This is a genomic window from Thermogymnomonas acidicola (genome assembly GCF_014646795.1).
Classification (GTDB): Archaea; Thermoplasmatota; Thermoplasmata; order Thermoplasmatales; family Thermoplasmataceae; genus Thermogymnomonas; species Thermogymnomonas acidicola.
This window is the reverse complement of record NZ_BMNY01000002.1, coordinates 23,005-35,175: the sequence shown is the minus strand read 5'-3', so window position 1 is coordinate 35,175 and position 12,171 is coordinate 23,005. Positions and strand designations below refer to the sequence as shown.

The window sequence follows — 12,171 nt, the reverse complement described above, 5'->3', positions numbered from 1 at the left end:
AAAGGCATGCCTGGTATCCTGGATGGCAGGGTCGCCCTGGTTACCGGCTCCGGCAGGGGCATCGGCAGGGCAGTGGCCGAGGCGCTGGCCGCAGCTGGGGCAAGGGTCGCTGTGAACTACAGCAGGGACCGGGAGGGTGCCGTGGAGACCGCGGAGAGAGTCGGGGGCAGGGCATACCACGCTGATGTATCGAAGAGGGAAGATGTGCACAGGATGGCGGAGGAGATACACCGCGACTTGGGCAAGGTAAGCATACTGGTGAACAACGCCGGCGTGCTCTACCCAATGGACCTGGAGCACTACGATGACAAGCTCATGTGGAGGATGGTGGGCGTCAACATGATGGGGCCCGTATACACAGTGCTTGAGTTCCTGGACGACCTCAGGTCAAGCGAAGGTTGCGTTGTGAACATAGCCTCCAATGCCGGGATAGGCACGGCTGCGCCGGGGACAACTTTCTACGCCATGACCAAGGCAGCCGTGATCGCGTTCACCAAGAGGCTAGCCTTCGACCTCTCGGGCACAGGCGTGAGGGTCAACTGCATAGCACCTGGCTGGGTGGAGACTGACATGACCGTAGGTGGCAGGAGCCAAGAAGAGGTTGAGGCCACGAGGGAACACTTCCGTTCCAGGACCACACTGCGCAGGACTGGCAGGCCGGAGGACATTGCCAGCGTTGTCCTCTTCCTGGCCTCCGGTGCCTCGTCCTACATGAACGGCCAGGTAATCGTTGTCGACGGCGGGCGTGTGGACAACCTGAGCCACAGCGTCTGACGTCCCACGGGGTCGCATCCAGGATCCTTGATGGGGTGGTAACATGGGCAGGTGGAACGGACCAGAAATCCTGAGGGCCAGGGAGGAGGCCAGGGCCTTTGCCCTCCGTGAGCTCACAGGCCCAGGTACTGAGGCCTATGAGGACGAAGGGGCATACCCGGAGGAAATACGCAGGGCCGCAAGGCCGCTCCTCCACTACCTGACCGGGAGCGTCATGACAAGGGTTGCCGTGATTGAGGAGGTCTGCAAAGTGAACCCGGGCCTTGGCCTGACCGCTGTGGAGCAGCCCCTCTTCGGTTCAGAGCTGGTGGCAATGTTCGGGAACGAGCGGCAGAAGAGGGAGTACCTTGACAGGTCAGTGAGGGGAGAGGCCATTTCCGCCCTTGCCGTCACGGAGCCCGGCGGGGGCAGTGACGTTGCATCGGTGAGGACTGAGGCAAGGAAGGAGGGCGGATTCTATGTGCTGAACGGGAGGAAGATGTTCATCACTAACGGTTCCGTGGCAGACTACCTCATCGTCCTGGCCAGGACATCGGTGGAGGAGAAGAGGCACAGGGGCCTCACGCTCTTCATAGTCGACAGGGGCACAGCGGGTCTGGAGGCGACGAGGCTCAGGGGCAAGATGGGTGTGAGGCCCTCGGTTACCACGGAGGTCGTCCTGGACGGGTGCAGGGTGCCCGAGGAGAACGTGCTCGGGCAGGTGGGCATGGGATTCTACCATGTCATGGAGTTCTTCAACAGGTCAAGGATAAACGTGGCCGCAATGTCCCTCGGGATAGCCGAGGGGGCCATGGACATACTTGTCGGAGAGGTGCGTGGTGGCCGCCTGGAGCACATGAGGAAGGGCCACGGCATGTCACTGCTCTCCTCCCTCTTCACCAGGGTGTCCCTGGCAAGGGCGATAACGTACAGGGCAGCTGAGGAGGCCCAGGACGGCAGGGCAAACCCGGCACTCTCCAGCATGGCCAAGAAGTTCGCCAGCGAGGTGGCGGTCCAGGTGTCCAGTGAGGTCGTACGGTACCTGGGCCAGTCGGGCATAAGCGGAAGGGCGGAGAGGTTCCTGAGGGACGCACGCATAATGCCCATATGGGAGGGCACGAGCGAGATAGAGGACCTCGTCATTGCCAGGGAAGTCCTCAGGGGAGGTCTCGACTTCGATGCCATCTGAGGAGGTGGAGATGGTGAGGAACTCCCTCAGGGAGTTCCTCGATGGGCACGCGGCGGACCTGGAGGAATCCGAAGAATCCGGGTTCCAGGAGGGCTTCATCAGACAGTTCACCGAGATGGGCTTCCTGACCTGCGGCCTGCCAGAGAGGCTTGGTGGGCCTGGCCTGGGAGACGAAGCTTACCTGTACGTGATCCATGACACAGCAGCGCGTAGCCCTTCCCTTGCCCTCCAGACAGTGGCTCTCTGCTCCATGCTGCCCCTCTTCGAGAGCGCCTGGGACAGGGTGAAGACCGGCCCTGGTGGCTTGCGGCCGCCCGGCCTGCACATAGACGCCTCATCCGGGGACACCGTGGAGCGGGGCTCTCTGCTCCAGGGTGTCGTCGGTCCAGGTTCCCGGCAATTCATCGCGATACGCAGGGAGAGGGCATTCCTCCTTGAGGGTGTGCGCAGGGACATGGGGACGAAAGTCCCGCTGGGGCTCAGGGCACTTGGCACCGGTGACATTGAGGTGGTGGAGGTGCTATCCGTACATGAGTTCGGAAACAGCGGTGGCTCGCCCATGTTCCTGTCACGCCTGGGCCCCGAGATAGGGGCCATGGCCCTGGGCATGGCCGGTGCCGCCCTGGGCAGGGCTGTTGAATACGCGTCAAGCAGGAAGGCGTTCGGCCAGAGCCTCAGCGACCTGGGCGTGATCGGCGGGCGCCTGGCACTCCTCTCCGGCACTGTTGCCCTCTTGACCGATATGCTGCCCACCATAAGGTCAGTGGACCCAGCAAGGCAGGCCGCGTTCAAGCACGCAGCACTCACTGTATCAAGGGAGGCCACGGACCTGGCTCTGCAGGCCCACGGGGGCTACGGGTACTTCCAGCAGACCGGCGTGGAGAGGTTCTACAGGGACGTGATCGCCCTGGAGGCCCTCCTTGTCAGGCCTGACCTGGATTTGGAGGTCGCGTCCACCGCCATCTTCGGCCGCAGGTCCGGCTACCTGTGACCCTGCCTTGAGAGGAAGGCGGACATCAGCCTCTCCGTCTCCGGAGACCCGAAGAGCGCCTTGACCAGGTGCCTCTCGAACGCCAGGCCGTCCTGGATGGGCGTGCTGAGCGTTGCGTTCATGGCCCTCTTGGCATACGCTATGGTGACCCTCGGCGCCTGCGATATTTCGCTCACAGTGTCCATGACGTACCTGTGCATCTCATCCTGGCCCCCGAACACCCTGTTCACGACGCCCAGGCGCAGGGCCTCCTGGGCACCGATCCTCCTGGCGGTGAACACCATCTCCCTCGCTGCCCTCTGCCCCGCGATCCTCGGGAGGTTCTGCGTGCCACCGCCCCCGGGTATGATGCCTATCCTTACCTCTGGCTGCCCGAACACAGCGTCCTCGGTGCAGTAGACCATGTCACAGAACTGGACGAGCTCGAACCCGCCACCCAGGCAGTAGCCGTGCACCTCCGCTATCACCGGGATGTCCAGTGACCTTATCCTCATGCCCAGGTCCGTGATCGTGTCGCCCCTGGAGGCCTGTTCCCTCTCCTCCAGGCTTTTCTTAGAGGCTATGCCATGCAGGTCTGAGACGTCTGCCCCTGCAGAAAACGCCTTGCCGTTCCCAGATATGGACAGGGCCCTGACCTCACTGTCACCCTCAGCCTCATCCAGCATCCTCATCATGGCGTGCCGCATCTCCACACTGATGGCATTGAGCTTCTCTGGCCTGTTCAGAACTATCCTGGCCAGCTGCCCTTCCTTTGAGAAGAGTACGCTATCCATCACCACTCACCCCTCGAGTAGAACGGTTGCACCATACTGTAGGTATCAGAGAACTCCCTGAGGGTGCTTTCCACGGCCCACTCCCCGAACCTCTCCCTCACATACGGCATCAGTGGCCGGGACACGTTGAACCCGTACCTGAGCGCCCTCTCGATGTCTCCCTCGTTGCAGACCCCGTGGCGCACCATGTGTTCCGCCTGGTTGTAGACCGGAGCCAGGATATGGACTTCCTCAACACCCTCCGCCTCCTCGGGCCGGAGTTCAGGCCTCTCCCATACCCCCGGGCCCGGGTAATCATAGAAGCCCCGGCCCTGCCTGTACCCTGTCCGCCCCTCCTGCACCATAGGTGCAACCAGGGAGAGGTAGTGCATGAACATTCTGTGGTACCCCAGGGAAGGTTCATACCCCGGAACCTCCCTGACGATCTCCGCGTATGTCCTGCTCTCCTGGCTCTCAAGCACCAGCCCGCCCGTGAAATCTGTGAGCGCGAATATGCCCAGCGGCATGCCTATGCCGTGCACCAGTGAGGCATCGATCTGCCTCACGGTGTACCTTGCACTCCTCACCAGGAGAGTGCAGTGGTACTTCATGGCCCTTATGATCCTGTTGCCAATGAAGCCCCTTATGTCCCTCCTGCACACCACGACCTCCTTCCCCACCTCCCTGCCTAATGCTTCTAATGCTTCGACAGTGCTGTCCGAGGTGAGGTCGCCCCTGACCACCTCGACCAGCCGCATGAGGACCGGGGGGTTGAACCAGTGCAGGCCTGCGACCCTTTCCGGCCTCTCGGCCGCTCTCTGTATGTACGTTATGGATATGGAGCTCGTGTTCGTGGAGAGGACTGCACCACCTGGTGCCGCCATGGAGACCTTCCTGAATACATCACGCTTCAGCGCTGCGTCCTCGTTGACCGCTTCGACCACAACCTCGCTGTCCCTGACGCACTCTTCGATGCTGCCGGCCCTCCTGATCCTGCCCAGGACGTCGTCTGGCCCCTCGGCAGTTATGCCCCTCTGCCTGAGCCTCTCAACGCTCGACCTGACCGCCTTAACGTTCTGTCCGAAGACAGCGTCCGACACCTCGTACACGCGTACGTCCATGCCCCTGAGTGCGAATACCTCTGCTATTCCGGAGCCCATGGTGCCGAACCCGATGACGGATACCCTGGAGGCCATGCGCTTACATTGAGAAAATGATATTTATTTATTTTATGTACTTACCTCATCGGCACCAGCATCTTTCCGTAAGTCGTGTTCACGACCACGCCCGCCACAATGTACCAGTTCAGTATCCCCTGTGCGAATGCCACTATTCCGGTCACAAGCTCGACTACTGGGTTCCCGTAGCCGGCAGCCGCGAAGAGGGCGAAGGTCACGGCGAGCCAGTAGAGGTTAATGGAGACTATCCTTCCAAGCGGCCTGAGTATGACGCCGGACAGAGCGGAAACGAATATCCAGAAGATCCAGAAGGCAAGCATCACCGTTGGCGACGGTGGGTAGAAGAGCTTCAGGCCGTACGAGAAAAGGTATATCGACCCTATGACGAAGCCGAAGACGCTGTACGCCATAACCACATAGCCGGTGTTGTGCATGCCGAGCCTCAGTTCGATCACGCCCGCAATGAAGTAGCCAAGGCCTATCATGAATATCAGGCTGAACACAAGCATTCCCAGTGCCTGGGCCTCCGGCACCAGGCCCGTGTATATGAAGCCATCAAGGAACAGTGTGAAGCCGAAGCCTGTGTTGGCGAGCGCCACGACCGATACCCATGACCTGTTCTCCTCTGGCAACTTTTGCACCCGAGAAAACAGGTTATTCCATATATTTAATTGTTTCCTTAACAAAATTATTAGCGTTCTACATTTTTCAATTATAATTCGAATTTGAATACAAACATTTTACTGCAGCTGGACCTGCCGGGACGCATGGGCCTGCAGGGGGAGGCATGACCGGGGGGTTCCCGGACGTTGCACTGCATACAACCATTATTAACGTCCGATCCCATGGGAACATGGATGTGCCATGCTCAGGACCGATAGTGAATACATGAGCAGCCTCAGGGACGGGCGCTCCGTGTACTACAGGGGGAAGAAGGTGGAGGACATAACATCGCACCAGGTGTTGTCAGCCGCTGTGAGGCACGCGTCACTGGTCTACCGGTGGCAGGCGTCCCCGGAGACGAGGGCACTGACGGTTGCACAGGACAGAGAGCACGGGGAGGTAAGCAGGTTCTTCACCGTGCCCAGGAGCAGCCAGGACCTGATGGAGAGGTTCGAACTCGTCTACAGGACAACGAGGATGGGCCGGGGTACCTTCAACATAATCAAGGCAATAGGCAGCGACGCGCTCTTCGCCCTCATGATAGTATCGAAGGCGGTTGACAGGGAGGCCGGAACGGACTACAGCAGCAGGGTCCAGAGGTACTATTCCCACGTCCTAGACACGGACCCCGCAATCGCGGTGGCGCAGACGGACGTGAAGGGTGACAGGCTGCTGAGGCCCCACGAGCAGGAAGACCCTGACATGTACGTGAGGATAGTGGAGAGGAGGAGCGACGGCATAGTCGTAAGGGGTGCGAAGTCGCACACAACGCAGGCCCCGGTATCGAACGAGATAATAGTGCTGCCCACCAGGGCCATGTCGCAGGAGGACTCCGACTATGCTGTGGCCTTCGCCGTGCCGGCGAACGCGCCCGGGCTGAAGATGGTGGCAAAGCCCGAGCCCGCTGCGGAGGCCGCGCTCACAGACCCCTGGTTCGTACTGGGCCGGGAGAACATTGAGACGGAATCGCTTACGGTATTCGACGATGTCTTTGTCCCCTGGGACAGGGTCTTCCTAGCGGGCGAATGGAGGGCCGCCAGCGCGCTCTCCCTCATGTTCCCCACGTTCCACAGGTTCACGGCGATATCATACAGGGCAGGCATAGGTGACCTGTTCACCGGCCTGGCCAAGCTGCTGGCCGAGTACAACGGCGTGGACGACAGGTCCCACATAAGGAGGGATGTGGTGGAGGCCATAAGGTACAAGGAGCTCCTAAGGGCCACCGCCATAGCAGCAGCTGTGAACTGCAGGGTGGACAGGGAGACCGGCATAGCAATACCCGACACGGTGTTCACCAACGTCGGCAAGCTGGTTGCGAACACAGGCTACCTTGACATGGTTAAGGCGCTTGTGGACGTCGCTGGAGGGCTGGCCTCCACCATGCCTTCATCCCAGGACTTCTCAGGTGAACTGGGGGAACTGGTTGCAAAGTACTTGAAGGGCAGGAAGGGCTCTGACCCCATGGAGAGGGCACGGCTCATCGCCCTGACCAGGGAGATACTGTCATCGTTCGGCGCCCTCTACACGGCCGCCATGATCCACGCGGAGGGATCGATAGAGGCGAGCGTCCTGGAGCTCTTCAGGTCCTACGACTACACGGACAGCAAGAGACTCGCCAGGTTCGCTGCAGGTATCGATAGAGAGATCTGATCACTCCTGGCCGGCCCCCAGCCTGGCGAGGCTCAGCTCGCTCATGAGGGCCTGGCCGGAATCGATCATGAGGGTATGGCCTGTAATGCTCTCCGACCGGATCAGGAACAGCACAGCATCGGTGACCTCTTCCACCGTTATCATCCTCCCCGTGAGCGTGTGCTTCATGCCGTATTCTTCATCGTCGAGGCCGAGGAACTCTATCAGGCTCTCCCCCATCTTCGTCCTCACGACCGAGGGCGCCACGGCGTTCACCCTGATCCTCTTCGGCGCGAGCTCGAGCGCAAGGTACTCCGCCAGCTTTATCACCGCGGCCTTGGATATGCCGTAGAGCGAGAGCATGGACATTGGCCTCACGCCCGCCATGGAGGCCATCATGACTATGCAGCCCCCGGGCTGCATGACCCTGGCGAACTCCTGCGAGCAGTAGACGGCGGACATCAGGTTGGTTGAGACCATCTTGTCTATCAGCGCGTCGTCCGCATCAAGGAACGGTGCGCCTATGCCGAGCCCTGCGTTGTTCACGAGGATGTGCACCTGCCCGAAGGCGTCAAGTGTTTCCCTGACCAGTGTCCTGGCCCCGTCCCTCCTGGAGACGTCGGCCTGTACCAGGATCCCGTCGCTGTAGCCCAGCACCATGTTGAGCGTCTCCTTTCCGTCCTCCTGCCTCTTCTTGACGTTCACAACGACCCTTGCCCCGAGCCTGGCCAGCTGCACTGCTATGTCACGGCCTATGCCCCTTCCGGAACCTGTAACCACAGCGGTCTTCCCCCTTATCTCGAACATACTGCCTCAGTCCCACACCACATCAAAAAACTTTCCCTTGGTGCGATCGGGGGTTCCTGCGTTTTCTATTCCGGCCATGGCCGGTGGTCTCAAACCCCCGTGCTGCTCCTGGACGGCCCCGCATGGGGAATGTGTGCAGTCTTCCTATTGAGGGTAAACCTAACAAACGAGTGAGGCGTATTCATGCACATGCCAGACGAAGGAAGGCACAGGGCAGTGTACCTGACAGAGTTCAGGAAGCCCCTCTCCCCCGGTACTGCCGAAACGCCGGAGCCCAGGGGAGAACAGGTGCTTATAAGGGTGGTGGGCGCGGGCATTTGCCACAGCGACGTGCATGTCTGGGAGGGCGTGTGGTCCTCGACCGGGGCCCCCAGGAGGCTCCCGCACATACAGTCCCACGAGATCGCGGGCGTGGTTGAGAGGGTAGGGGAAAGGGTACCAGACGCCTTCAGGGAGGGCACAGGCGTTCTGGTCTACGCGTGGCAGTGGGAGCACGACGACATGTTCACAGCAGAGGGCCTCACCAACCTCTCGGATTCCCCCCTTGTCCCAGGCATCCACACGGACGGGGGCTTCCAGGAATACTACCTGGTACCCCACTACAGGTACCTGATAAATGCATCTGGCATTTCAGACCTGGCGGCCGCTGCACCCCTGACCTGCGGAGGCCTCACAACGTACAGGGCGGTGAGGAAGGCAGCGCCGTACGTCCGCCCGGACGACTACGTGGCGGTCATAGGCCTCGGTGGGCTGGGGGCGTACGCTGCCCAGTACATAAGGAAGTTCTGCCCCCAGGCCAACCTGATCGGCATAGACATGAAGGAGAGCGCCGTCGACTTCGTATCCAGTATCACCCCGCTGGACAGCCACATCGTGCCCCACGACGGCGACGTGCTGTCCAGCATCAGGGCCGAGACCCACGGGTCTGGGCTGCGTGCAGTCATAGACCTCGTGGGTTCCGGCACGCTATCCACATACATACGTGCCCTGGCCAAGGGCGGGATATACGTACTGGTGGGCCTCATGGGCAGCGGGAAGACGGATACAATCTCCCCAGGTTCCACGGTGCTGCTGGAGAGGAACATATCCGGCTCCTATGTGGGGACCCTGGCGGAGCAGCACGAGGTGGTGGCGCTCGCCAGGAAGGGTGTGATCGACTACAGGAAGCCAGTTACGGCCAGGATGCCCCTGGACGATGCATACGCTGGCCTGCAGGCCCTCCACAGCGGCCAGGTGCTTGGCAGGCAGGTGGTCACACCGTGACCGCACCGCCGTGACACACCTCCACCATAACGTGATGCGATGCTCTGATGGTCACAGGCCCGTGCTTTGTGTCCCGGCTGCGGTGCTTCAATGAGTATCCTGATGGACCCTGCCATACGGCTGGCACTCTCCGGCCCCCCACACGGGCCATGGAGTGCAAACTGTGGCCCCGGCACTAAAGTATAAAGCCTCGCCGCTATTGTGTTGGCCGGATATGAGGGTGGACACTGAACGGCTTATCGGTGAAAACAGGGACGTGTGGGCCAGGTTCGTACCACACCCGTACATGGTGAAGGTCGTGGGAGACCCCGGTTCCCTCAGACCGTGGGTGCTGGAAGACTACCACTTCGTCAGGGGCGCCATCAGGTTCATGCTGGCCCTGGCGAGCAGGGCCCCGGAAGGGCACCTGGACTTCCTCCTGGAGTCCACGCACCGCCTCGCCACAATGGAAGTGCCCATCTTCCTGGAGGTCTCCAGGGACCTGGGGGTGGACCTGGGCCGTGAGCCTTCAATGGCCACTGTTTCCTACGTCTCCTTCCTGAACCACCTGGCCACCTCCATGGACTTCGTATACGGGGCTGTGGCACTGTTTGCAGAGGAATGGGCCTACTACCAGGCCTGGAAGTGGCTTTCAGGAAAGTCCCAGCACCCGGTACTTGTGAGGCTCTCGTCCCACTGGTCTTCAAGGGAATTCTGCGAGTACGTTGAGCGCCTCAGGGAAATGGTGGAGGGGATGCAGGGAGATCAGAAAACAGCCGCCGGGGTGTTCAGGGAAACCTGCAGGTTCGAACTGCTATTCTGGGACAGCTTGAACGGGCCTGACACCCACTGAACCGTTGCCCCACCCGGGTAGCGCGAGTTCCCGGCAGGGATGACCATACTGTTCTCCCCGATCCGGCCATGCTGCAGGGCCCCCACGGGCACAGGTGGCAGAGGTGCGTAACGGCCCTTGCCTTTTCCCCTGGGCCTCTCTAGACAGACCCCATGAAACAGCAACTACCTGACAGCAGTGGCCCGGAAGGTGGCCCCGATGTCCCTGTCCAACAGGGCACGGGTTGCATGGGGACCCAGGCCACATGCGCGGCTTCAGCAGGGGACCACAGGAAAAGTATGGGGCAAGGGGCGTGCCGGAGGCACGGACGGACTCATGGGGGTGTGACAGGGTGCTCCCAGAACCGATCCGCCATCCGGGTGCACTCTTCCAGCGACGGAGGCACGAGATCCGGTGGCAGTGAGGGCCTCACCCCCTGACCCCTGCCTCCAGGACCTTCCTGAGCTCCTTCTTGTCGATCTTGTTTGTGCTCGTCCTGGGCATGCTGTCCACGAAGACTATGCTGTCTGGTATCCACCACTTCTGTATCCTGCCCGCGGATGCCTGCTTCTCCAGGAACTCCAGTATGGACTTCTCCGTCACGTCTCCCTTCTTCGTGACGAAGGCCACGGGCCTCTCGCCCCACTTCTCGTCGTGCTTCCCCACCACCGCAACCTCGCCCACCCCGGGCGCCAGGGATATTATGTCCTCCAGGAGGAGAGAGGGTATGAACTCTCCTCCACTCTTGATTGCATCCTTCTCCCTGTCCACTATGTGCAGGTATCCCATCGTGTCTATGGTGGCAAGGTCGCCGGTGTGTAGCCAGCCGTCCCTCCACAGTGCCTGCGTCTTCTCCGGGTCCTTGTAATACTCCTTCGTGAGCCACGGGGCCCTGACAACTATCTCCCCTATGGTCTTACCGTCCCTCTTAACGTCTTTGCCATTGGAATCTACGACCCTGAGGTTAACAAGGGGCAGCGGGATCCCCGTGCTTATCCTGTATTCGATCTGCTCCTCCTCCCTCATTGCCTTAACACTCCTGGTGTAGGTCGCAACGGTGAGCACCGGGCACGTCTCCGATAGGCCGTAGCCGCCTATGGTGGTTATACCAAACTTTGAGGCCATCTCAGCGAGCCCCTTGGGGAGGGCCGAGCCACCGACCGATACCTTCCAGCCCCTCAGGTAGTCCCTGTACTGGTCGACCTCCGGGTGCGTCAGTATCATGTAGAGGATCGACGGGACCATGAAGGAGTAGGTCACGCCCTCATTCTTGATGAGATCGAGGACCCTCTTCACGTCGAAGCGGCCGGGCAGCACGTACTTGTTGCCCGAGATCACGACGAAGTAGGGCATTGTCCATGAATGCACATGGAACATTGGCACCAGGCTCATGTAGACGTCGTCTTCGTTCAGGTGCAGCGGGTTCCTGTTGCCCACCAGGGAGTTGGCCATGGCCTGAAGCACCAGCTGCCTGTGAGTGAAGGTCACACCCTTCGGCAGGCCCGTTGTGCCCGAGGTGTAGAATATCGTGGCAGTGGTGTTCTCACTCAGGTCCGGAAACTCGTATGGTTCCGAATGTGACACAAGGTCTTCGTACTGGTAGACGTTGGGGAGAGAGGTCTTCACCTCCTTCTTCGTGTCGGAGTGGACGATCCAGCCCCTAACGAAGCTGAAGAGGTTCGATGTCCTCTCTATCACGGGCAGGAACTCCTCGCTGAGTATGACGAACGAGTCCTCCGCGTGCTGCATGGTGTAGAATATGAGGTCCTGCGGGTACCTTATGTTGACCGTGTGCAGCACGGCACCCATCATGGGTATCGCGTAGTACGCCTCCATGTACCTGTCCGTGTCCCAGTCAAGCACAGCGACCCTGTCACCCATCCTCACCCCGATCTTTGAGAGCCCGGATGCCAGCCTTGACACCCTGTCGTAGAACTGCGCCAGTCTGTACCGCCTCAGCTCCCTGTACACTATCTCCTGGTCCGGGTGGTCCCACATTGCCGATGGAAAGATATTCTTCAGTATTAGCTGATAATTATATTCCGGCATATTATAATCAACATAACACTGTATATAAAGATCACCGAAACCATCCATTTTTCCTCCCCCTGCTTCCCCGGAAGGGTTACATTTCT

General features: G+C 60.4%; 11 protein-coding genes. 6 read left to right on the top strand and 5 right to left on the bottom strand.

The window, feature by feature from the left end; genetic code table 11:
- Positions 1-6: 6 nt before the first annotated feature.
- The 3 genes from IEW66_RS06100 to IEW66_RS06090 are packed head-to-tail and all read left to right on the top strand — an operon-like array spanning position 7 to position 2,933.
- Positions 7-774 (top strand): glucose 1-dehydrogenase, encoded by a 768-nt coding sequence (locus IEW66_RS06100; RefSeq protein WP_188681323.1) that lies wholly within the window; start codon positions 7-9, stop codon positions 772-774.
- 43 nt (positions 775-817) lie between these two features.
- A complete protein-coding gene (locus tag IEW66_RS06095) occupies positions 818-1,942 on the top strand; it encodes an acyl-CoA dehydrogenase family protein (RefSeq protein WP_188681321.1) in 1,125 nt (374 codons plus the stop codon).
- On the top strand, positions 1,932-2,933 hold the full coding sequence (locus tag IEW66_RS06090) for an acyl-CoA dehydrogenase family protein (RefSeq protein ID WP_188681319.1): 1,002 nt from the start codon (positions 1,932-1,934) through the stop codon (positions 2,931-2,933). Before IEW66_RS06095 ends, IEW66_RS06090 begins: the two co-directional genes overlap by 11 nt.
- Here IEW66_RS06090 and IEW66_RS06085 read toward each other — a convergent pair.
- Genes IEW66_RS06085 through IEW66_RS06075 form a run of 3 tightly spaced genes read right to left on the bottom strand, consistent with a single transcriptional unit; the run spans position 2,924 to position 5,495 of the window.
- Complete coding sequence (locus IEW66_RS06085) at positions 2,924-3,706, bottom strand: enoyl-CoA hydratase/isomerase family protein (protein WP_188681317.1); 783 nt, start codon at positions 3,704-3,706, stop codon at positions 2,924-2,926. The genes IEW66_RS06090 and IEW66_RS06085 overlap by 10 nt on opposite strands.
- A complete protein-coding gene (locus IEW66_RS06080) occupies positions 3,706-4,881 on the bottom strand; it encodes a 3-hydroxyacyl-CoA dehydrogenase family protein (RefSeq protein ID WP_188681315.1) in 1,176 nt (391 codons plus the stop codon). The genes IEW66_RS06085 and IEW66_RS06080 overlap by 1 nt, the downstream gene beginning before the upstream one ends.
- 41 nt (positions 4,882-4,922) lie before the next feature.
- The gene (locus tag IEW66_RS06075; RefSeq protein WP_229657527.1) at positions 4,923-5,495 is read right to left on the bottom strand and encodes an acetate uptake transporter family protein; all 573 of its coding nucleotides are present in this window, start codon (positions 5,493-5,495) and stop codon (positions 4,923-4,925) included.
- Between the two features lie 232 nt (positions 5,496-5,727).
- Between IEW66_RS06075 and IEW66_RS06070 the strand changes: the two genes are divergently transcribed.
- Positions 5,728-7,176, top strand: a complete 1,449-nt coding sequence (locus IEW66_RS06070) for a 4-hydroxyphenylacetate 3-hydroxylase N-terminal domain-containing protein (protein WP_188681311.1) — start codon at positions 5,728-5,730, stop codon at positions 7,174-7,176.
- Here IEW66_RS06070 and IEW66_RS06065 read toward each other — a convergent pair whose 3' ends face one another.
- Positions 7,177-7,962, bottom strand: coding sequence for an SDR family oxidoreductase (locus IEW66_RS06065; RefSeq protein WP_188681309.1), 786 nt, complete (start codon positions 7,960-7,962; stop codon positions 7,177-7,179).
- 189 nt (positions 7,963-8,151) lie between these two features.
- Between IEW66_RS06065 and IEW66_RS06060 the strand changes: the two genes are divergently transcribed.
- Both IEW66_RS06060 and IEW66_RS06055 read left to right on the top strand, forming a co-directional pair.
- Positions 8,152-9,225 carry an alcohol dehydrogenase catalytic domain-containing protein gene (locus IEW66_RS06060; protein ID WP_188681308.1) on the top strand — a complete coding sequence of 358 codons (1,074 nt, stop codon included), beginning with the start codon at positions 8,152-8,154 and terminating at the stop codon, positions 9,223-9,225.
- A 214-nt stretch (positions 9,226-9,439) separates the two neighbouring features.
- Positions 9,440-10,057, top strand: coding sequence for a thiaminase II/PqqC family protein (locus IEW66_RS06055; RefSeq protein WP_188681306.1), 618 nt, complete (start codon positions 9,440-9,442; stop codon positions 10,055-10,057).
- 408 nt (positions 10,058-10,465) lie between these two features.
- On the opposite strand, the gene IEW66_RS06050 is transcribed toward IEW66_RS06055, so the two are convergent.
- A complete protein-coding gene (locus IEW66_RS06050) occupies positions 10,466-12,085 on the bottom strand; it encodes a fatty acid--CoA ligase (RefSeq protein WP_188681304.1) in 1,620 nt (539 codons plus the stop codon).
- Positions 12,086-12,171: the final 86 nt, after the last annotated feature.